Source organism: Stenotrophomonas sp. pho (assembly GCF_006228405.1).
GTDB lineage: Bacteria > Pseudomonadota > Gammaproteobacteria > Xanthomonadales > Xanthomonadaceae > Stenotrophomonas > Stenotrophomonas sepilia.
In genome coordinates this window covers 3286111-3306882 of sequence record NZ_CP029759.1, presented here as the reverse complement: position 1 = coordinate 3306882, position 20772 = coordinate 3286111, and the positions used below count along the sequence as shown (strand labels likewise).

The following is a 20772-nucleotide window of genomic DNA, read 5'->3' as shown; positions in this document are numbered from 1 at the left end:
TGCCGCCGATAAGCCCACATCCCCCGTTTTGGATACCCCCATGAACTACTTGAGGAACGTCAGGGTTGCCTGGCGTCTTGGGCTGGGCTTTGGCCTGTTGCTGCTGCTGGTTGCCGCCGTAGTGGCCACCGGCGCCACCGCCAGCGTCGTGCAGAAGCGCGCGATGCAGCAGGTGGTCGACGTCAGCGTGGCCAAGGTGCGCCTGTTGTCGCAGATGCTCGACGCCAACAACCAGATGATGGTGGTGCGCCGCGAGATGCTGATCCGCCAGGGCGAAGACCGCGGCAGCGATGAGAAGCGCATTGCCGATCTGGTCAAGCGCTATGAGGCCAGCTGGACCGCCTACCAGGCATTGCCAGGCGATGCGGAGGGCAAGGCCATCGCGGAAACCATCGCGGCCAAGCGTGCCATCGCGCGCCCACTCAACAAGCAGACCAGCGAACTGATGGAGCAGGGCGACTACCCGGGCGCCGTGGCGCTGACCCTGGGGCCGGTGCAGGAAGCCGCCAACGGCTGGAACAAGGCGCTGTCCGATGGCGTGGACTTCGAGGAGAAGGAAAGCCGTGAGGCTGCCGCCGAGGCGATCCGCCTGGGCGAGCGCAGCCTGCTGCAGCTGCTGGTGCTGGGCGGCGTCGCGCTGCTGGTGGGTATCGGTGCCTCGGTGATGATCGGCCGCAGCCTGACCGGTCCGCTGGCGCGCGCGGTGAACCTGGCCGAGCGCCTGTCCAAGGGACAGCTGGACCAGGAGTTCCGCCTCGGTGGCCGCGACGAGCTGACCCAGCTGGGCGAGGCGATGGCCAGCGTGCGCCAGAGTGTGCAGGCGGCGATCGGCGCGCAGTTGCAGATGGCCGAGCAGCACGAGGCCGGTGCAATCCGCTATCGCATGGACGCCAGTGCGTTCCCCGGTGATTTCGGCCGCATGGTGCAGGCCACCAACAGCCTGGTGGAGTCGCACGTGCAGGTGGAACTGCTGATGGCCGAGGTGATGCAGCGTTACGCCGTGGGTGACCTCAGCCGCGACCTGCCGGACTACCCGGGCGAGAAGGGCACGCTGACCCGCACCCTGGCAGCGGTGAAGCAGAGCCTGATGGCGATCAACGCGCAGATCGATGAACTGGCCCGCGCCGCACGCGCCGGCGATTTCAGCATGCGTGGCGATGCCGCTGCGTTCCAGTACCAGTTCAAGACGATGGTCGAGCACCTCAACGGCATGATGGCCAGTTCGCAGGCCAGCATCGCCGATGTTTCCGACGTGCTGCGCGCGATCTCGCATGGCGACCTGACCGCACGCATGGAGGGCGAGTACGACGGCGTGTTTGCGCGCATGCGCGACGATGCCAACACCACCACCGCGCAGCTGACCGGCATTGTCCGCGGCATCCAGGTGGCTGCCGACAGCATCAACAACGCGGCCCAGGAACTGGCCGCCGGCAACAACGACCTGTCGCGCCGCACCGAGCAGCAGGCCGCGAATCTGGAAGAAGCGGCCGCGTCGATGGAGGAGCTGACCTCCACCGTACGCCAGAACGCCGAACTTGCCCGTCAGGCCGACAGCGAAGCGCATGCCGCCGGTGCCGCCGTGCGCGAGACCGAGCAGGCGATGGCACAGATGGCATCGGTGATGGGCGAAATCGATCAGTCCTCGGCGCGCATCTCGGAAATCTCCACGGTGATCGACGGCATCGCGTTCCAGACCAACATCCTGGCGCTGAATGCCGCAGTGGAAGCTGCGCGTGCAGGCGAGCAGGGCCGTGGCTTTGCCGTGGTCGCCAGCGAAGTGCGCACACTCGCGCAGCGTGCCGGTGTCGCCGCCAAGGAGATCAAGGAACTGATCGAGGACGCCGCTTCCAAGGTGAAGAGTGGCCTGGCGGTGACCGTTGAATCGGAAGCCGCGATCGCACGCGTGGCGCAGGCCAGTTCGCGCACCACCCAGCTGATGAGCGACATCGCAGCGGCCAGCAAGGAGCAGGCCGCCGGCATCGAGCAGGTCAACCAGGTGGTGGTGCAGATGGACCAGGTGACCCAGCAGAACGCCGCGCTTGTGGAAGAAGCCACTGCCGCGAGCCGCGCGCTGGAAGAACAGGCGCATGCACTGACCACGTCAGTGGCGGTATTCCAGCTGGAGCAGGGGCCGCGCATGCCGGTCATGCCGGCGCGGGCGGCGTAAGCGACCTGTAACTGGATACTGGAAGGCGCCCTGCCTGCGATGTCCCGCATGCAGGGCGTCGATGCACCCACCGGAACGATGCCGCGGGCTAGCGCCCGCGCGCTGAGCGTTCGATCAGCCAGCCGGCTGCGTACAGCAACAGCAGTGTTGGCGGAACCAGCACTGCATATGCGGTCGACCAGGGTTTGCCACGCAGCAGGCCGCCTGCGCCGATGGCATCGAGTGCGGCGGACTGCAGGGTGATGGGGAGCGCCATCAGGATATAGGTACCCTTCGGGTCCCCTTCCGACTGCGCGCCGTGAACCAGCCATGCGGTCAACAGCAGGTAGACCACGCAAAGCGCAAGACCGGTCCAGCTCAGGAGTCGCCGCATCTTCATCCGCATGCCCCGGTTCAACGGACGTCGAAGCGGGCCTGCAGCGGCAGGCTCACCTTCCGCAGCAGATCCCGGACCACCACCTGCGCAGTCCACGTGCCTTTGGGATCACCGGCCTCGGCGACGAACTTCAGGTGCAGGTTGGTCATGTACAGCAGGTTTGGCGGGCCTGTCAGGGCGGCGGTGAAACAGGGAACATCGCGTTCGTCGATACTGGTACTGCCGTCCGGGCGCAGCATGCGCAGATCGCAGTGCACCTTGGGTACGCGGTTCTCGTCCAGTTGCGGGTTGGAGAGGAATGTCAGCAGGAACAACTCACCGCCCAGGTGGACTTCGTTGGCCTCGTTGAAGCCGGGAGTGGTCTCCGGCGGGGTCTCCCACTTGGCCCGCCAGTCGGCATCGGAAGTGACCAGCAGCGATGCCGCGAAGCCGCCGCTGGATTTCATGGCATCGGTCTCCGTCAACGCCTTGCCATCCCCATTTATCCAACCATCGCTGGCGGAGCTGTTCAGTGGCAGCATCATGGCCATCATGGCCAGCGCGCAGGTCCATCGCATCAACGGCTCTCCCGGGTAGCCGCGTCCCGCGGCAGAGCGGGTAGTATTGCCCAACATTGGCCGGCAAAGCAGCAGGACAGCCGGAGCAGGGGTTCCGTTGCCTGCCGATGTGGGTGATGCTTGCCAGCAAAGGAGGTGGCATGGGAATCGGGAGCGAGGAAACGCCGATCTGTTTCCCTGCATCGGCCGCGCCGCAGCACGTGCTGATGCTGCCCGGTCTGGATGGCTCCAGCAGGCTGTCGCCCCCGTTCCTGTCGGCACTCCAGGCTTACGGTCTGACAACGCAGGCGATCACGCTGCCCGCGCAGGGACCGCAGGATCACGCCACGCTTGCCCAACGGCTGTGGTCGCAGCTGCCCAGTCGTCCCTTCATCCTGCTCGCCGAGTCTTTCTCGGGCCCGTTGGCTGTTGAACTGGCCACGCGCCATCCCACCGGGCTGCGCGGACTGGTGCTTGCAGCGACCTTTGCGCGTCGGCCGGTGCCACTGCCGGCAGCCAGCGCAGCCCTGCTGTCGCCGGCCTGGCCGCTGCCTCCCGTGGCATTGCTGGCGCGCCTGTTGCTGGGGCCGTGGTACACCCGCGGGCACACGTCGATGCTGCGCGATGCGTTGGCCAGGACTCCGACGAGCACGTTGCGGCAACGCGCCGCAGCAACCCTGCGGGTCGACGTGCGTGCATTGCTGCCAGCGATCCAGGTGCCGACGCTGTGCCTGCACGCGTGCCACGACCGCCTGCTGTGGCCGCCCAGCGTGGCCGAGCTGCAGGCCCTGTTGCCCGATGCCCGCCATGTGTCGTTGGAGGGGCCACATCTGCTGCTGCAGGCGCGTGCCGACGCAGCTGCAGCCGAAGTGGCCGCGTGGATGAGGACGTTGCCGCGTTGAACGATGCGCTCAGCTGCGGGCGCGGGTACGTGCCGCTTTCCTGGCCGCCACCTTGCGCACGGTCTTCTTCGCCGCACGGGTCTTGGCCGCCTTCTTCGCTGCAGCACTGCGCGAGGCGGCTGTACCGGCCTTCTTGACCGCTGTCTTCTTTGCGGCCTTCTTGGCGGCGGTCTTACGAGCCGGTGCCTTCTTTGCCGCCGCCTTCTTCGCAGGCGCCTTCTTCGCGGCCGTCGCCTTGGTCGTGGCCTTCTTTGCGGCTGACTTCCTGGCAGGCGCCTTGCTGGCCGCCTTCTTGCTCGCGGCCTTCTTCGTACCCTTGCGTGCGCTGCCGCTACGTTTGCCGCCACCGTCCTGCTTGTTCACGGTGGCCCAGGCGATGCGCTCGGCAGTCCCTTCACTTGCGCCGCGCTCGCGCTCGCTGTCCTCGATGTGCTCGGCCTGGCGCTTCTGTTTCCCGGTATATGCGGATTTGTCACCACGGGGCATGACGGATCTCCTGTCGTAGTAGTCAGGCCAGCAGGCGCAGCTTCGGTTCACGCGCCCATTGGCGGGTGGCGGCCGCCGCCAGGAAGGCCTTGGCGTCTTCCGCTTCGACGATGCCGGCATCGTTGCCGACCCGCGCCGCCTTCAGCAGCGTCTGGCCGCCTGCGTCGCTGGCGATGGCCTTCAGGTGCGCCCACGCCTGGCTGACGAATTCGACGGCTGCACTCTCTTTCGACAAGGCCTTCGCGGCTTCCGGGCTGAGCACCACAGCCACCGCATCGAACACAGCCGATGGCGTGCCCGCCAGTTGCCCATCCGCCGCCTGCATCGCCCCATCGCTCAGCGTGGCGCCGCCTACTTTGGGCGCGACCAGCTTCACGTCTGCACCCGCCTTCCGGGCCGCTTTGCTCAGGCTGGCCATCACGCGCGCGTCGGAGCCCTCATCAAACAGAATGCCGATGCTGCGCCCTTGCAGGGTGGGCTTGTTGCGCCCGATCACGCGCACCTCGGGAGCGGCAGGCATGTCCTGCACCGGCGTGGCGGTCGGCGCGGGGTCGGGCAGTGCAGGCAACGCGAGCCCATCAGCTACGCGCTGTGCCAGTGATTCGTCGATGTTGCGCAGGTGGCTGACGGTACGCACCCGCACCTTGAGTGTTTCCACCTTGGACAATTCGAACACGAGTGCCGATGCCAGATGCGCCTGTTCCGGCTTCTCAAGGCTACGGAAGAACATCCGGGCCTGGCTGTAGTGGTCGGCGAAGCTCTCCGCGCGGGTGCGGCCCTTGCGGCCATCGTCGGCGCTGGCGTGGCTGCGGAAACCTGCGGGCGTCTCGCGCGGCGAGTCCTCCTGCAGCGAGCTGGGATCGTAGGCCACGCGGCCCTTGGGCACCTGCATCTGCATGTGGCCATCGCGCTGATGATTGGCAAGCGGGCACTTCGGAGCATTCACCGGGATCTGGTGGAAGTTCGGGCCGCCAAGGCGCAGCAGCTGGGTGTCCAGGTAGGAGAACAGGCGGCCCTGCAGCAGCGGATCGTTGCTGAAGTCGATGCCCGGCGGCACGTTGGCCGGGCAGAACGCCACCTGCTCGGTCTCAGCGAAGAAGTTGTCGGGCCAGCGGTCCAGCACCATGCGCCCGATCACCTGCAGCGGTACCAGCGATTCAGGGATGATCTTGGTCGGATCCAGGTGATCGAACGGAAATGCCTCGGCGTCCTCTTCCGTGAACAGCTGTACCGCCAGTTCCCACTCGGGGAAATCACCGCGCTGGATGGCCTCGAACAGGTCGCGGCGATGGAAGTCATTGTCAGCCGATTGCAGTTTCAACGCTTCGTCCCAGACTGTTGACTGGATGCCCAGCCTGGGTCGCCAGTGGAATTTTACGAAGGTCGACTCGCCCGCCTCGTCCAGCAGGCGGAAGCTGTGCACACCGAAGCCTTCGATCATCCGCAGCGAACGCGGGATGGCGCGGTCGCTCATCGCCCACATGATCATGTGCATCGACTCGGGCATCAGCGAAATGAAGTCCCAGAAGGTGTCATGGGCTGAGGCGGCCTGCGGGAACGCACGGTCTGGTTCCATCTTCACCGCATGCACCAGGTCCGGGAATTTCATGGCGTCCTGGATGAAGAACACCGGAATGTTGTTGCCAACCAGATCCCAGTTGCCCTCCTTGGTATAGAACTTGACCGCGAAGCCGCGCACGTCGCGGGGGGTATCCACCGAGCCCGCGCCGCCGGCTACCGTCGAGAAACGGGTGAACACGGGCGTCTTGACGCCTACCTCGGTCAGGATACGCGCGCGGGTATGGGCGGCCAGTGACCGGGTCAGCTCGAAGTAGCCGTGTGCTGCGCTGCCACGTGCGTGCACGATGCGCTCGGGAATGCGTTCGTGATCGAAGTGGGTGATCTTCTCGCGCAGGATGAAGTCCTCCAGCAGCGTGGGCCCTCGAGTTCCCTGCCGCAGGGAGTTCTGGTTGTCTGCCACCGGGATGCCCTGATCGGTGGTCATCACCGGATGGGTGCCCCCGGCCTGCTGGTGCAGTTCATCGCCGTCGCCCCGGCGGTGGTTTTCGGCAGGGGCGATTGCGCGCTTGCCGGTCGGCTTGCTGGCGGCCATTGACGTTGGCTCCGAATCATCAGAAGGAACCACGACACTGGAACCAGCCCCGTTAAACCCAGGTCCGGCAGAGGTGAACGTACAGGCAAAAGCAGGCTCGGGTATGCTTGCTCCATGCGAGTCGAGCCCGCCGACATCGAAGCCCTGTTCGACGCCATCCCGGACGTGCTGTTCTTCATCAAGGACCGCCAGGGGCGGTACACCCACGTCAACCAGACCATGCTGCGACGGCTGGGCCTGCGCGCACGCAAGGACGTGATCGGGCGCACAGCGGCCGAGATCTACCCGACCGGCCTCAGCGCGGACTATGTCGACCAGGACGCCCGCGTGCTGTCCGGCGAGGTGATCGAGAACCTGATGGAGCTGCACCTGTTCGCCAACCGCGAACCGGGCTGGTGCCTGACCTGCAAGCGCCCGCTGCTGGTCGACGGCGCCATCGAGGGCCTGATCGGCATTTCCCGCGATCTGGGCCAGAAGGACAGCCTGGGCGCCCAGTACGAGCAGCTGCGGCTGGCGCTGGCCCACCTCAACGCGCACTACGCCGAGAACGTGCGCATGCAGACCCTGCTGGACATCACAGGCTTTTCGCTGTCCAAGCTGGAGCGCAGTTTCCGCAAGGTGTTCCAGATGACCCCGCAGCAGGTGCTGACCCGGCTGCGGATCCAGATGGCCATGCACCTGTTGCATGGCGACGACAGCATTGCCTGCATCGGCCAGGCCTGCGGTTTCAGCGACCAGAGCGCCTTCACCCGCAAGTTCAAGGCTGAAACCGGTTTCTCGCCGCGCGCCTATCGCGCCCGGATCGGCGGCAACGTCGGCGAGCCCGCACTGGCCTGAGCCCCCTGCTGCGCTGTGCCTATCCCCGCGGGCCTGGGACAGGGTAAGGTGTCGCCCCTGTAGCCCGCCGCCAGCCCCGCCGATGCCCAATTCGATTCCGACCGCTTCGCCGTCCCGCCTCGGACATTCGCTCAAGCCCCGCCAGCTGATCATGATGGGCCTGGGCAGTGCCATCGGCGCCGGCCTGTTCCTCGGCTCGGGCGTGGGTGTGCAGGCGGCCGGTCCGGCCGTTCTGGTCTCGTATCTGGTCGCTGGCGCGCTGGTGATCATCGTGATGAACGCACTGGGCGAGATGGCGGCGGCCAAACCGACCAGCGGCGCGTTCTCGGTGTACGCCGCCGATGCCATGGGCGCCACCGCTGGCGCCACGGTCGGCTGGTTGTGGTGGGTGCAGCTGGTGATCGTGATCGCCGCCGAGGCGGTCGGTGCGGCCGGGTTGCTTGCCACGGTCTGGCCGGTGGTGCCGGTGCCGATGGCTGCGTTGGCCTTCATGCTGTTCTTCACTGCGATCAACCTGCTCGGGGTGAAGAACTTCGGCGAGTTCGAATTCTGGTTCGCCATCCTGAAAGTGGCGGCGATCCTGGCCTTCATTGCCATCGGCGTGGCACTGCTGATGGGCTGGCTGCCGCAGGTCACCTCACCTGGCCTGAGCAACTTCACCGGACACGGCGGTTTCGCACCGAAGGGCCTGGCCGGGATCGGTGCGGCGCTGCTGGTTGTCGTTTTTGCCTTCGGCGGCACCGAAATCGTCGCCGTTGCGGCGGCCGAAACCGAAGATCCCGAACGCAGCATCGCCCGTGCCATTCGTACCGTGGCCTGGCGCATCCTGGTGTTCTACATCGGCTCGCTGAGCGTGATCATCGCCGTGGTGCCGTGGACCAGCGAAGCACTGAAGTCGCCCTTCGCCGCCGTGCTGGACATTGCGCGCATTCCGGGCGCAGGCACCGCCATCACCCTGATCGCGGTGATCGCGCTGCTGTCGGCACTCAATGCCAACCTCTACGGCGCCTCGCGCATGATGTATTCGCTGGCGCAGCGCCGCGAAGCGCCGGCCGTGCTGGCTGGACCGATCCGCGGCAGGTGCCGGTCATCGCCGTGCTGGCCAGCGTGCTGTTCGGCTTTGCGGCCACGGTGATGGAGCTGCTGTTCCCGGACCGGGTGCTGCCGGTGCTGCTGAACATCGTCGGTTCCACCTGCCTGCTGGTGTGGACGCTGTCGCTGGTTTCGCAGCTGGTGCTGCGCCGCCGCGCCGATCGCCTGGGTACCCGGCTGCCATTCCGCATGGCCGGTTTCCCGTGGCTGACCTGCTGCGCGCTGGCGATCCTGGCGCTGATCTTCGGCCTGCTGCTGAGCGAGGCGCACACCCGCCTGCAGTTCCTGTCGATGGTGGCGCTGACCGCCACCATCGCCGCCGGCAGCGCCATCGCCCGGCGCATGCGCGAGGCGTGACTGAAGCTGTAGAGCCGACCCTACGGTCGGCTGCGGTTGCTGTAGTTTCTGTAGAGCCGACCCTGTGGTCGGCTGCTGTTCGCATAGTCGCCAGCCGAGCGCGGGCTCGGCTCTACAGCCGGCATACATCCGCCGTGCCATCCTGATCGTGTGGGCCGCCAGCGGCCCGTCGACCAGGAGTACCGCATGCTGCGCAGCCGTCCCTTCCTGATGTTCACCGGCCAGGCCGAGGCCGCGCTGGCCCTGTACGCCGAAGCCTTTGCCGATTTCCGCCTGCTGGCCCTGCAACGCCACCCCGAGGGGGCCGGCGCCGGCGTACCCGGACAGGTCCGCCAGGCCATCTTCCTGCTCGGTGGCACCCATTACCTGTGCTTCGACAGCCTGGATGTGCACGACTTCACCTTCAGCCCGTCGATCTCGCTGTTCGTCGAGTGTTCCGGTGCCGAGCAGTTCGAGCGTGCGGCACGCGTGCTGGGCGAGGGCGGCCATTGGTTGATGCCGGTGGGTGATTACGACTTCAGCAACCGCTATGGCTGGGTGCAGGACCGCTTCGGCGTATCGTGGCAGTTGAGCCTGGGACAGATGCCGGACCCGTGATCGGGTAACTGTGGGTGTGGACCCTGGTTCACACGCCCTCATGAAAACGGCCCGCTTGCGCGGGCCGTTTTTCTTTATCGATGCAGTGAGGAATCAAGCCTCGACTTCATCATCCTTGTAGGCATCGACCGGGATGCAGGCGCACATCACGTTCTTGTCACCGTACACGTTGTCGACGCGTGCCACCGGCGGCCAGTACTTGCTCTGCTTCAGGCTGGCCAGCGGGAAGGCGGCCAGTTCGCGCGGGTAGGCGTGGGTCCACTCGCTGGCGGTCACCGCGGTGGCGGTGTGCGGCGCGTTCTTCAGCGGGTTGTCCTCGCGGTCCAGGCGGCCGTCTTCGATCGCGCTGATTTCCTCTCGGATCTGGATCATCGCGTTGATGAAACGGTCCAGCTCGTGCAGCGACTCGCTCTCGGTTGGCTCGACCATCAGCGTGCCGGCCACCGGGAAGCTCAGGGTCGGGGCGTGGAAGCCGAAGTCGATCAGGCGCTTGGCGACGTCCTCGGCACCGATGCCGCTGGTCTTCTCCAGCGGGCGCACGTCCAGGATGCACTCGTGCGCCACCAGGCCGTTACGGCCGGTGTACAGGGTCTTGAAGTGCGGAGCCAGGCGCTTGGCAATGTAGTTGGCGTTGAGCTGCGCGACCTGGGTGGCCTTGCGCAGGCCTTCGCGGCCCATCATCGCGATGTACATCCAGCTGATCGGCAGGATCGAAGCACTGCCGAAGCTGGCCGCGCTGACCATGCCGACCGGGCCGTTGTCACCCAGCTTGCCCGGCAGGAACGGGGCCAGGTGCTCCTTGACCGCGCACGGGCCCACGCCCGGGCCACCACCGCCGTGCGGGATGCAGAAGGTCTTGTGCAGGTTCAGGTGCGAAACGTCCGAACCCCACTTGCCCGGCTTGGCCACGCCGACCAGGGCGTTCATGTTGGCGCCGTCGGTGTACACCTGGCCGCCGTGCTTGTGGATGATCTCGCAGATCTCGACCACCTCTTCCTCGAACACGCCGTGCGTGGACGGGTAGGTCATCATGATCGCGGCCAGGCGGTCGCTGTACTTCTCGGCGTTGAGGCGGATGTCCTCGACGTCGACGTTGCCGTTGGCATCGGTCTTGGTCACCACGACCTTCATGCCGCACATCTGCGCCGAGGCCGGGTTGGTGCCGTGCGCCGAGTCCGGGATCAGGCAGATGTCGCGGTGGCCTTCGCCGCGCGAGCGGTGGTAGGCACGGATCGCCAGCAGGCCGGCGTACTCGCCCTGCGCGCCGGAGTTCGGCTGCAGGCTGACCGCGTCGTAGCCGGTGCATTCGACCAGCATCGCTTCCAGCGTGTCGATCAGTTCCTTGTAGCCCAGCGCCTGGTCGGCCGGCACCAGCGGGTGGATCTGCGAGAACTCCGGCCAGGTCACCGGGATCATCTCGGCGGTGGCGTTGAGCTTCATGGTGCACGAACCCAGCGGGATCATCGTGCGGTCCATCGCCAGGTCCTTGTCGGCCAGCGAACGCAGGTAGCGCAGCAGTTCGTGCTCGCTGTGGTGGGTGTTGAACACCGGGTGGGTCAGGAACGCGGACTGGCGCAGCAGGCCCGCCGGCAGCGCGTCGGCGGTGCTGGCGTCCAGCGCCTCGACGTCAGCCTGCGCGCCGAACACGGCGGCCAGCGCGACCACGTCGGCGCGGGTGGCGGTCTCGTCCAGGCTGATGCCGACCGAGTCGCTGTCGATCGCGCGAAGGTTGTAGCCGGCGGCGCGTGCCTTGGCGTGGATCTCATCGGCATGCACGCCGGTGATGTGCAGGGTGTCGAAGAAGTCGCCACCGACCTGCACGCCGGCGTTGCGCAGTGCCGCAGCCAGGATCGAGGCCAGGCGGTGGGTGCGCCGGGCGATGCGGGTCAGGCCTTCCGGGCCGTGGTAGACCGCATACATCGAGGCCATCACCGCCAGCAGCACCTGTGCGGTACAGATGTTCGACGTCGCCTTCTCGCGGCGGATGTGCTGCTCGCGGGTCTGCAGGGTCAGGCGATAGGCCGGGTTGCCCTGGGCATCGATGGAGACACCGATCAGGCGGCCCGGCATCGAGCGCTTGTAGGCGTCACGGCAGGCCATGAACGCGGCGTGCGGGCCGCCGAAGCCGAACGGCACGCCGAAACGCTGGCTGTTGCCGACCACGATGTCCGCGCCCCATTCGCCGGGAGCGGCCAGCAGGGTCAGCGCCAGCAGGTCGGTGGCCACGGCCACCAGGCCGCCGCGTGCATGCACGGCCTCGACCAGCGCCTTGTAGTCGCCGACCTGGCCGAAGGTGTCCGGGTACTGCAGCAGCAGGCCGAAGGCTTCCGCTTCCAGTGCTTCGGCCGGGGTGCCGACGCGCAGCACGATGCCCATCGGTTCTGCGCGGGTACGCAGCAGTTCCAGGGTCTGCGGGTGCACGGCGTCGTGCACGAAGAAGGTGTCCGACTTCGACTTGGCCGAACGCTTGGCCAGGGTCATCGCTTCAGCGGCGGCGGTGGCTTCGTCCAGCAGCGAGGCGTTGGCGATCTCCATGCCGGTCAGGTCGGCGCACAGGGTCTGGAAGTTGATCAGCGCTTCCATGCGGCCCTGCGAGATCTCGGCCTGGTACGGGGTGTAGGCGGTGTACCAGGCCGGGTTTTCCAGGATGTTGCGCAGGATCACGTTCGGGGTGTGGGTACCGTAGTAGCCCTGGCCGATGAAGCTGCGCAGCACGGTGTTCTTGTCGGCGATCGCGCGGATCTTCGCCAGTGCCTGCACTTCGGTCATCGACTCCGGCAGCGCCAGCGGCGCCGGCGACTTGATCTTGGCCGGCACGATGGCATCGGTCATCGCATCCAGCGACGCGTGGCCGACGACGTCGAGCATCTGCGCGATCTCGGCATCGTTGGGGCCGATGTGGCGCTCGACGAATGCATTGTGGTGCTCGAGCTCACGCAGGGAAGGGGTGTTCTGGGACATGGCGAAGGATCCGTCAGGAAAGGGCACACGCACGGGCACAAGCCGCCGGTCGGCGGTCTGCGGGGCGCCCCTCTGTCCTTTTGCCTGAGAGTTTAAAAGCGCGGCGGACCGCAGCTTCGTGCCCCTTCGGCGCCGGATCGAACCGGTCTCTCCAGAGTTCTGTTACGGGTGGTATCGGGCCTGAGCGATTACGGGCGTTGCGCCTTCGGCAGCGGTGTTCCGCTTCTCCCACCGTGTTGCCCGCCGATTATAGCCCGTTGCGGGCCCGCTGGCCGTCTACGGGCCTGGCCGCTGCGCCTGAATGGCCGATGGCCCGGACGTGCGTTTTGTGCATCGCTGCATGGCATCAGGCGCAATCCCCACCTATGATGGCCAGATACCTGAATTCATCTGGCGCCCTCCCTGCAGACGGGGACCGGCGCCCGCCGTGCGTGCCACGCATGGCCCTGCCGGACGCCTTTCCCATGACCGCCGCTGTTGCTCCCTCCACCCGCCGCATGGCCCTGCTGCTTGCCGGCCTGGCCATGTTCGGCCCGTTCTCGATCGACACCATCTTCCCGGCCTTCCCGCAACTGGCCCGGCGCCTGGCGGTGGACGAGGTGGCGGTGCAGCAGACCATCAGCGTGTACCTGCTGTTCTACGGCCTGATGAGCCTGGCGCACGGCCCGCTGTCCGACGCCTGGGGCCGCAAGCGGGTGATCCTCGGTGGACTGGTGGTGTTCGTCGGCGCCTCGGTGGGCTGCGCACTGTCCACCGACCTGACCACACTGCTGGCCTTCCGCGCCCTGCAGGGCCTGTCGGCGGGTGTCGGCATGATCGTCGGCCGCGCGGTGATCCGCGACCTGTACCACGGCCATGACGCGCAGCGGCTGATGAGCCAGGTGTCCATGCTGTTCGGCATCGCCCCGGCCATCGCGCCGATCATCGGTGGCTGGATCCTGCTCAGTGGCGCGGGATGGCCGCTGATCTTCTGGTTCCTGGTGGTGTTCGCGCTGGTCCTGCTGGCGGCCACTGCACGCTACCTGCCCGAGACCCATCCGGTCGAAGCGCGCGTGCCGTTGTCACCGCGCGCGTTGATGCGTGATTACGTGCGCATCGGTTTCAATCCACGCTTCCTGCGCCTGGCGCTGGCCGGCAGCATCGGCTTTGGTGGAATCTTCCTGTACATCTCCTCGGCGCCGGTGTTCGTGATGCAGCACCTGCACCTGGGCGAGGGCGGGTTTGCCTGGTTGTTCATCCCGACCATCGGCGGCATGACCACCGGCTCATTCCTGTCCGGGCGCATGGCCGGGCACACCACGCCCACCCGCCAGGTCTCCATTGGTTTCGGCCTGTGCGCATTGTCGGTGCTGTTGAACGTTGGCTACGTGGTGCTGTCGCCACAGTTCGTACTGCCATGGGCGGTACTGCCGATCTTCCTGGGGGCATGGGCATGGCGCTGATCTTCCCGATCCTGGCGCTGGCGGTACTGGACATGTACCCGCATCAGCGCGGCCTGGCCTCGTCGCTGCAGGCCTTTGTGCAGCTGATGATCAGCACCGTGGTGGCCGGCGTGGTGTCACCACTGCTGAGCGGTAGCCCGCTGCACCTGGCACTGGGCCAGGCGGCGTTCTTCGGCGCCGGTTTCGTGTTCTGGTACTGGGAACACCAGCGCGAGCGTGCGGCGCAGGCAGCCTGCACGGGTCACTGAGCAGCGCGCAGGGGTAGGGCGGGCCACGATGCCCGAAACACTTGCGGCAGGGAACGGCCGGACTAGGCTGGGCACTCCAGCCAGCCGGTGCGTGGATGCACGACAGCCAGCCGATCCGATGTCGTTGCATGAGGTTTCCCCAAAATGGCTGCGCAGCAGACCTACCGCCTGTTCGAGGTGGCGCTGAAGGAGCGCCGCGTTCTTTCCCCTTCCCTGGATCGCATGGTGTTCACCGGCGCCGACGTGGCGCGGATGAAGACCGAAGGCCCGGACCAGCGCATCAAGGTGTTCTTCCCCTTGCCTGGCCAGGACCTGCCGCAGGTGCCCTGCGGCGAGGACTGGTATCCGCGCTACCGGGCGCTGCCGGACGATCAGCGCCCGCCGATGCGCACCTACACCATCCGCCAGCTGCGTGCAGAGCTGGGCGAGGTCGATGTTGATTTCGTGCTGCATGGCGAGACCGGGCCGGCCTCACGCTGGGCCATCCATGCACGCCCCGGCGACCGTGTGGTGTTGCTGGCTCCCGATGCCGACTGCGCCGACAGCAGTGAAGGTTGGGAATGGAAGCCGCCGGCCGGCGTCGGCCAGGTGCTGCTGGTGGCCGATGAAACCGCGTTACCGGCGGTGGCTGGCATTCTTGAGGAACTGGCGGCCATGGTGGATCCGCCGCGTACGCTGGCCTTGCTGGAAGTGGCGCAGGCCGGCGACGCGGTGCCGCTGAAGGCACCGGCTTCCGCCGAGCTGGTCTGGCTGCCACGCGGGCGCGCGGCGTACGGGGCGCCGCTGTTGCAGGCGGTGCAGGCGCGGCTGGCAGCCGCCTCGAGCGTGGCCGCTGGCGACGAACTGGAAGAGATCGACGTTGACGCGCAGATCCTCTGGGAACAGGCCGATGCCAGCGTGGCCGGGCCGCTGTATGCCTGGGTGGCAGGCGAGGCGGGGGCGGTGATGGCGATCCGTCGCCATCTGGTCCGCGACTGCGGGCTGGACCGCCGCGCGATCACCTTCATGGGCTACTGGCGGCACGGCAAAGTGCTGGATTGAGGGGGTGTGAAGCGGCGTGGCGGGTGGGGTGCGCTATCCTTGCGCCCCCCTCGCAGCGGTATTGCACCATGTCCACCAGCTCCAAGACCCGCCGCGACCAGCGCCGTCGCCAGGAAAAGCAGGCCGCCAACAAGGCCGCTGCCCAGGCTTCGCCGGTGGAGCCGCATGCCGAACTGCGCGACGCGCAGCGCACCCTGCTGGCCGGTGTCGTGCGCCGCGACGGCGAATGGGTGCTGGGCATGGACGGCCGTATCGCCGGCCACAGTGACTCTGCCGCACAGGTACTGGCGCTGATCATGCAGGCCGGTGAACTGCACGAGCGCAACGGCACGCCGGTGCGCCTGATGTACTCCGATGCGCTGCGCGATGCCGCGCACGCCGAAGCGAAAGAGAAGGGCCAGACCTTCGAGGAATTCAAGGCGGAACTGGCCGCGGCGATGGCGGCGAAGAAGGACAGCTGACAGGCATTCCGGAAAAACCGGCCGCTGGGTCTTCATCGCGTAGCTGCCGGCCAGCGGCCGGCGCTACAGAAAGGGGCGGATCCTTGCGGACCCGCCCCTTTTCTCATTTCGCCGCCGGGGCGGCGTTGGCCTGCCAGCCACACATCTGGCCTTCGTTCTGCTGCTTCAGCCACTCGTTGACCGGAGTGAAGTACTCGATCATCGGGCCGGCATCGAGCTTGTCGGTGCCGGTCAGCTCCTTCAGCGTGGCCTGCCACGGCTGGCTGGCACCCTTGCTCAGCATCGCCCAGTATTTCTGGCCGGCTTCCTTGTTGCCGTAGAAGGTGCACTCGTGCAGCGGGCCCTTGTAGCCGGCTGCATCGCACAGGCCCTTGTAGAACTGGAACTGCAGGATGCGGGCCAGGAAGTAGCGGGTGTAGGGGGTGTTGCCCGGCACGTGGTACTTCGCGCCCGGATCGAAGAATTCCTCGCCACGGGGGCTGGCCGGGGCCACGCCCTGGTACTTGGCCTTCAGGTCCCACCACGCCTTGTTGTAGTTGTCGGCGGTGATCGAACCATCGAACACGCCCCAGCGCCAGCGGTCGATCATCAGCCCGAACGGCAGGAACGACACGCCCGACAGCGCCATGCGCATCTGGTTGTTGATGACCGCTTCGCGGCTCTCGGTCGGTGCATCGACCAGGCCGATCGAGCTGAGGTACTTGGGCGTCATCGCCAGCACGATGGTGTCGCCGATCGCCTCATGGAAGCCATCGTTGGCACCGCCCTGGAACAGCGGCGGCAGCGGGTTGTAGGCCAGGTCGTAATAGATGTGGCCCAGCTCGTGGTAGATGGTGGTGAAGTTCTCTTCGTTCGGCTTGATGCACATCTTGGTGCGCACATCGCCTTCCATGTTCATGTCCCAGGCGCTGGCGTGGCAGACCACGTCGCGGTCGTCAGGCTTGATGAACTGGGTCTTTTCCCAATAGGACTGAGGCAGCGACGGCATGCCCAGCGACACGTAGAAGTCCTGCGCGCGCTCGGTCATCTGCTTGGCGGTACGCAGTTCGGCCTCACGCTGCGCCTTGTACTGGGCGGCCACGTTGGCGTCCTTGCCGGCCTTGGCCAGCGCCGCGCTCAGGTTGGTCTGGTACTGCTTTTCCAGTGCCGCGGTGATGTCCAGGCTGCCGGCGCCGGGGTAGGGTTCCAGCTGGTCCCACAGGTTCGACCAGTCCTGCTGCCACATGTTGCCGAGCAGGTGCGCGGCGATCAGGCCGTTGCCCACTTCGGCCTTGTCCTTGCCGTAGGTCTTGTCCAGCTTGCCGCGTGCGTAGCAGTGCAGCTGCTCGTACATCGGCTTGACCTGTTCCCACAGGCGATCGGTTTCCGGGCCGATCTGCTCCGGCGGCATGTCGTAGCCGCTGCGCCACATCTGGCCGGCGTCGGCAAAGCCCATGCCCTTGGCGCCTTCGTTCACCAGGCCGACGAACTCCTGGTAGTCGCCGCGCATGCTCTTGGTGGTGCTGTGCCAGCCCTGCCAGGCGTCGAGCTGCTTGTCATAGTCGCGGCTGCGCGCCAGCACCTGTTCCAGCTCGCCCAGCTGGCGGCAGGAGTTCGGATCATTGGCATCGGTGCAGTACTTGCCGGCACCGTAGCTGCCTTCCATGCGGGTGGCGATCTGGGTCAGCTCGGCCAGCTTGGCCGGGTCGCGCGGCGCCGGCATCGACGACATCAGCTTCAGCAGGTGGATCGCGCGCTTGCTGTCCTCGCTCATCGGCTTGCCGTCGAACTTGGCGGCCTGTTCGATCCAGCTGTTGAGCTGGGTGAGCGAACGCTCGTTGGCTTTGGCCGCAATGCGTTCCGAATCACCGTTGATGTAGGTGGAGGACAGCCACTGCGCCGAGGTCATCTCCGGGTAAGCGGCCTTGAATTCGGCATTGATGCGGGCCACGAACTGGTCGGCGGTTTCACCGGCCGGAGCGCTGCTGCTGGCGGTATCGGTGCCTGGGGCAGCTTCCTTCTTGCAGGCGGCCAGGGCCAGCGTGGCGGCGGCGATTGCCGAGGCCAGCAGGAGATGACGGTGTTTCACGGGCGGTCCTTGGGTGGTGAACGACGGCCGAAGGCTAGTGGGCCGTCGCTGCCACCGCAAGTGGCGGACGTCAGCCGGGCGGCGCCCGGCACCCGCAGAGGCCAGAGCACAAGCAACAGCAACCGCCGAAGCAATCGCAACAGCGGGGTATCCGTGGGATGGCGCGGCGGTGTGGGCTTGCAGGACACGCCGTAAACCCATCCATGGGGGCTCGATGGCGCCATCCATGGCGCCAACGGTCCTGCAAGCCCACACCGCCCCACGTCTGACAGATCGTGGCGGCTGTTGGTAGGTGTCGACCTTGGTCGACACATCTGTCAGGTATCGACAATCAAAATGGGGTCAGATCCGTTTTCCTCCGGAAAACGGATCTGACCCCAAGATCGTTCCAACAGATCGCGGAAAACTGTCGAAGGCGGGGTGGGTCCGGTTGCGGGGGCGTGAGCCGCATGGATGCGGCGACCGAGCTTACATGGACGTACTTGCAGCGTCCCCCGCAACCGGACCCACCCCGCCACCCCTCAGGAAACCCGCTTCTGCTGTTGCTTCGGCCGTTGCCGTTGCCCCCGCAGGTGCAGGGCTGCAAGCCCTGCCGAACAACCCTCAACCTTCGCAGTTGGCGAACACGTCGCGGTCGCGCTCGTACAGCGCCGTCTTCACCTGCATCAGGCCCAGCACCGACGGGAACAGGTTGTCGTGGTCGGTATACGCCGCCGAACGCTTGCGCACGCACTGCAGATCCAACCCACGGCTGCTGGCGAAGCCCGGCGAGAACCACATCGTCATCGGTACGCGGGTCTGCTCGGCCGGTGCGATCGCATACGGCACGCCATGCAGGAACAGGCCCTTCTCGCCCAGCGATTCACCATGGTCGGACAGGTAGATCATCGCCGTGTCGTAATCCTGCATGCCCTGCAGGGTACCAATGGTCTTGCTCAGGAAATGATCGGTGTACAACACCGCGTTGTCATAGCTGTTGGTGATCTCGTCGCGCGAGCAACGGCCGATGTCACGGGTGTCGCAGGTTGGCTTGAAGCGGGCAAAGGCGGGCGGGTAGCGCTCGAAGTAGGCCGGGCCGTGGTTGCCCAGCTGGTGCAGCACCACCACCCGGTCGCCGGGCTTGGCCCGCACCTGGGTGGCCAGGTCCTGCAGCAGGATCTCGTCCATGCAGCGGCCATCGGCGCACAGGCCCGGTGTAGTGGCGTCGGACAATGACTGGAAGTCCAGGCCCTCGCACACGCCCTTGCAGCCGGACTGGTTGTCACGCCACAGCGGCGCGATGCCGGCGCGATTCAGTACGTGCAGCAGCGACTGGTGCGCACGGATCTTCTTCTCGTCGTAGTCGTGGCGGCCCCACGGCGAGAACAGGCACGGCAGCGAGACCTCCGTGCTGGTGCCGCATGAGTGCATGTCCGGGAAATTGATCACGCTGGCCTGTGCCAGTTCCGGAGTGGTGTTGCGGCCACCGTTGAGGCCCCAGTTCTGCGCACGGACGGTCTCGCCCATGACGATCACCAGCAGGCGCGGCTTGCTGGCCGGGGCGCGTGGCGTGGCCTTGGCGTCGGTGCCGATCGGCAGCTTCGGTGCGCGCTGCACCGGGTTGTCGCCACGCAGCGCACGCGGCATGCCCAGCAGCACGTTGGCCGGGGTGGCGAGGTAACGCACTTCGCGCTGGTTGCGCATCAGTGCCGAAACATCCTGGAACGAGATCAACGCGCCGCCGACGGCGGTCACCGCGGCCACCGCCAGGAACCCCAGTCGCCACAGCAGGCTGCGGCCCCAGCTGCGGCGACGCAGCTGCACGCGCCACAACACCGCCATCGGCAACACCGCCAGCAACAGTACCGGCCACAGCAGCGACACGGTCATCAGCTCGCGGCTTTCCTTGGGGTCGGTCGCCAGCACGTTGCGCAGCATGTCCGCATCCAGGTAGATGTGGTAGCGGCTCATGTAGTGCGCGGCGAATGCGGTCACCAGCAGCAACAGGCTGATCACCACCTTGGCGTTCCAGCGCCAGACCAGGATGCCCAGCAGCACGCCGTGAGCGCCCAGCAGCAACAGCAGCAGCGAAAGCGCGTAGCGCAGGCTGCCTGGATGGCTGGCCATCGCGCTGTGCCAGAACAGGCCATTCCCGGCTACCGCGAAGAACAGGCTGGTCAGCGCGATCAGCGCTTCGGTGGACAGCTGCGGCCGCCAGTGGCGCAGACCCGCAAGGGCGGGGAGGCGGGCGGGCCATTGGACCGATGCACTCATGCGTTTGCCTCCTGGCGGTTGGGACGGTCCCGCTGACGGCGTGTCAGGACGCGTTTGACGATCAGATACAGGCCGAGCGAAAGCAGCCAGCAGATCAATGCGGTGGCGACGTCATGCGAGAGGAAGTGCGCGCCGCGCAGCTGCTGGCTGATGCCGAACACCAGACCGGTGCCAAGACCGATCCACAACCCGGCCCAGCGCCATGAAGGGCGCCACAGCAGGGCAAAAAAGTAAAGGGACAACCATGCATAACCCGCGCTGGCGTGGCCCGCCGGGAAGCAGGCCTGCGCGGCCATGCCTGCGGGGCGCGCCGTGAAAAGCCCGATGAAAGGCTGGTGGCCACCGTAGCGGAGCAGATCCCACGGGCATTCCATCGGCACCAGCGACTTCAGCAGGGAGATCACGCCGGTGCCCAGCGCCAGGGCAAGTACGACATAAAGCAGCGCCCACCGCAGGGTGTGATCGCGTCCTTTACGCCAGTGATGGAAGCACAGCAGGAGCACGACCAGCGCCGCCGCAGTGCTCAACCATTTACCGGCCTTGTGCACGACGCTGCGGGTGATCCAGGCGTCCTGCAATGCCCAATGGCCGCCCTCAAGACGGAACAGGTGGTCGGCCACCCACTGGTCGCCGCCGAACCCCATCAGCAGCGCAAACACGGGCAGACCGATTGCGACAGGCAGCCAAAAGTGAGTTACGGCGAATCTTGACGCCAGTGGCGATGTCGCAAGCGGCGCGATCGAATCAAGGGGACGAACGGGCATGCTGAAGGAAGGCGGGTTCGGGAATCCGCAGTCATGCTCGTCACCTGCATGTCGGAGAAGGGTCGGACGCT

At 66.5% G+C, this 20772-nt stretch carries 14 protein-coding genes, 2 pseudogenes and 1 riboswitch; of the genes and pseudogenes, 8 read left to right on the top strand and 8 right to left on the bottom strand.

Going from position 1 to position 20772, the window contains the following annotated elements:
- The first annotated feature begins 40 nt into the window (after positions 1-40).
- The gene (locus DL544_RS15565; protein ID WP_065178226.1) at positions 41-2167 is read left to right on the top strand and encodes a methyl-accepting chemotaxis protein; all 2127 of its coding nucleotides are present in this window, start codon (positions 41-43) and stop codon (positions 2165-2167) included.
- Between the two features lie 88 nt (positions 2168-2255).
- Here the strand turns inward: DL544_RS15565 and DL544_RS15560 are convergent, their stop codons facing one another.
- Positions 2256-2546 carry a hypothetical protein gene (locus DL544_RS15560; RefSeq protein WP_032954416.1) on the bottom strand — a complete coding sequence of 97 codons (291 nt, stop codon included), beginning with the start codon at positions 2544-2546 and terminating at the stop codon, positions 2256-2258.
- 14 nt (positions 2547-2560) lie between these two features.
- Positions 2561-3067: a hypothetical protein gene (locus tag DL544_RS15555; protein ID WP_255312987.1), complete on the bottom strand. Its 507-nt coding sequence runs from the start codon at positions 3065-3067 to the stop codon at positions 2561-2563.
- Positions 3068-3240: 173 nt separating this feature from the next.
- On the opposite strand from DL544_RS15555, the gene DL544_RS15550 reads away from it, so the two are divergent.
- Entirely contained in the window at positions 3241-3981 is a 741-nt protein-coding gene (locus DL544_RS15550) for an alpha/beta fold hydrolase (RefSeq protein WP_065178227.1), read from the top strand.
- Positions 3982-3990: 9 nt separating this feature from the next.
- Here the strand turns inward: DL544_RS15550 and DL544_RS15545 are convergent, their stop codons facing one another.
- Positions 3991-4467 carry a hypothetical protein gene (locus tag DL544_RS15545; RefSeq protein WP_065178228.1) on the bottom strand — a complete coding sequence of 159 codons (477 nt, stop codon included), beginning with the start codon at positions 4465-4467 and terminating at the stop codon, positions 3991-3993.
- 22 nt (positions 4468-4489) lie between these two features.
- The gene (locus DL544_RS15540) at positions 4490-6580 is read right to left on the bottom strand and encodes a catalase (RefSeq protein ID WP_139727495.1); all 2091 of its coding nucleotides are present in this window, start codon (positions 6578-6580) and stop codon (positions 4490-4492) included.
- A 114-nt stretch (positions 6581-6694) separates the two neighbouring features.
- Between DL544_RS15540 and DL544_RS15535 the strand changes: the two genes are divergently transcribed.
- The 3 genes and pseudogenes from DL544_RS15535 to DL544_RS15525 all read left to right on the top strand — a co-directional run bounded on the left by DL544_RS15535 (position 6695) and on the right by DL544_RS15525 (position 9463).
- Entirely contained in the window at positions 6695-7417 is a 723-nt protein-coding gene (locus tag DL544_RS15535; protein ID WP_005418296.1) for a helix-turn-helix transcriptional regulator, read from the top strand.
- Positions 7418-7499: 82 nt separating this feature from the next.
- Positions 7500-8866 (top strand): annotated as a pseudogene (locus tag DL544_RS15530) (amino acid permease).
- Positions 8867-9052: 186 nt separating this feature from the next.
- Complete coding sequence (locus tag DL544_RS15525; protein ID WP_005418291.1) at positions 9053-9463, top strand: VOC family protein; 411 nt, start codon at positions 9053-9055, stop codon at positions 9461-9463.
- Positions 9464-9556: 93 nt separating this feature from the next.
- Here DL544_RS15525 and gcvP read toward each other — a convergent pair whose 3' ends face one another.
- Entirely contained in the window at positions 9557-12424 is a 2868-nt protein-coding gene (gene gcvP / locus DL544_RS15520) for an aminomethyl-transferring glycine dehydrogenase (protein ID WP_005418289.1), read from the bottom strand.
- A gap of 62 nt (positions 12425-12486) precedes the next feature.
- Positions 12487-12589: riboswitch (glycine riboswitch) on the bottom strand.
- A gap of 299 nt (positions 12590-12888) precedes the next feature.
- On the opposite strand from gcvP, the pseudogene DL544_RS15515 reads away from it, so the two are divergent.
- The 3 genes and pseudogenes from DL544_RS15515 to DL544_RS15505 all read left to right on the top strand — a co-directional run bounded on the left by DL544_RS15515 (position 12889) and on the right by DL544_RS15505 (position 15616).
- Positions 12889-14114 (top strand): annotated as a pseudogene (locus DL544_RS15515) (multidrug effflux MFS transporter).
- Positions 14115-14258: 144 nt separating this feature from the next.
- A complete protein-coding gene (locus DL544_RS15510) occupies positions 14259-15155 on the top strand; it encodes a siderophore-interacting protein (RefSeq protein WP_139727493.1) in 897 nt (298 codons plus the stop codon).
- Between the two features lie 68 nt (positions 15156-15223).
- Positions 15224-15616 (top strand): hypothetical protein, encoded by a 393-nt coding sequence (locus DL544_RS15505; RefSeq protein ID WP_005418286.1) that lies wholly within the window; start codon positions 15224-15226, stop codon positions 15614-15616.
- Between the two features lie 103 nt (positions 15617-15719).
- Here the strand turns inward: DL544_RS15505 and DL544_RS15500 are convergent, their stop codons facing one another.
- The 3 genes from DL544_RS15500 to DL544_RS15490 form a co-directional block, all read right to left on the bottom strand.
- A complete protein-coding gene (locus DL544_RS15500; RefSeq protein ID WP_139727491.1) occupies positions 15720-17684 on the bottom strand; it encodes a M2 family metallopeptidase in 1965 nt (654 codons plus the stop codon).
- A gap of 603 nt (positions 17685-18287) precedes the next feature.
- Entirely contained in the window at positions 18288-19937 is a 1650-nt protein-coding gene (locus DL544_RS15495) for a phosphoethanolamine transferase (protein WP_065179478.1), read from the bottom strand.
- Positions 19934-20701, bottom strand: coding sequence for a phosphatase PAP2 family protein (locus tag DL544_RS15490; RefSeq protein WP_065179477.1), 768 nt, complete (start codon positions 20699-20701; stop codon positions 19934-19936). Before DL544_RS15490 ends, DL544_RS15495 begins: the two co-directional genes overlap by 4 nt.
- Between the last annotated feature and the right edge of the window lie 71 nt (positions 20702-20772).

Excerpts from the sequence above, each read along its gene's own strand:
- DL544_RS15545 (WP_065178228.1), bottom strand. The coding sequence starts at position 4,467 with ATGCCCCGTGGTGACAAATCCGCATATACCGGGAAACAGAAGCGCCAG.
- DL544_RS15490 (WP_065179477.1), bottom strand. The coding sequence starts at position 20,701 with ATGCCCGTTCGTCCCCTTGATTCGATCGCGCCGCTTGCGACATCGCCA.
- gcvP (WP_005418289.1), bottom strand. The coding sequence starts at position 12,424 with ATGTCCCAGAACACCCCTTCCCTGCGTGAGCTCGAGCACCACAATGCA.
- DL544_RS15540 (WP_139727495.1), bottom strand. The coding sequence starts at position 6,580 with ATGGCCGCCAGCAAGCCGACCGGCAAGCGCGCAATCGCCCCTGCCGAA.
- DL544_RS15560 (WP_032954416.1), bottom strand. The coding sequence starts at position 2,546 with ATGAAGATGCGGCGACTCCTGAGCTGGACCGGTCTTGCGCTTTGCGTG.
- DL544_RS15525 (WP_005418291.1), top strand. The coding sequence starts at position 9,053 with ATGCTGCGCAGCCGTCCCTTCCTGATGTTCACCGGCCAGGCCGAGGCC.
- DL544_RS15550 (WP_065178227.1), top strand. The coding sequence starts at position 3,241 with ATGGGAATCGGGAGCGAGGAAACGCCGATCTGTTTCCCTGCATCGGCC.
- DL544_RS15565 (WP_065178226.1), top strand. The coding sequence starts at position 41 with ATGAACTACTTGAGGAACGTCAGGGTTGCCTGGCGTCTTGGGCTGGGC.
- DL544_RS15535 (WP_005418296.1), top strand. The coding sequence starts at position 6,695 with ATGCGAGTCGAGCCCGCCGACATCGAAGCCCTGTTCGACGCCATCCCG.
- DL544_RS15555 (WP_255312987.1), bottom strand. The coding sequence starts at position 3,067 with ATGATGCTGCCACTGAACAGCTCCGCCAGCGATGGTTGGATAAATGGG.
- DL544_RS15505 (WP_005418286.1), top strand. The coding sequence starts at position 15,224 with ATGTCCACCAGCTCCAAGACCCGCCGCGACCAGCGCCGTCGCCAGGAA.
- DL544_RS15495 (WP_065179478.1), bottom strand. The coding sequence starts at position 19,937 with ATGAGTGCATCGGTCCAATGGCCCGCCCGCCTCCCCGCCCTTGCGGGT.
- DL544_RS15510 (WP_139727493.1), top strand. The coding sequence starts at position 14,259 with ATGGCTGCGCAGCAGACCTACCGCCTGTTCGAGGTGGCGCTGAAGGAG.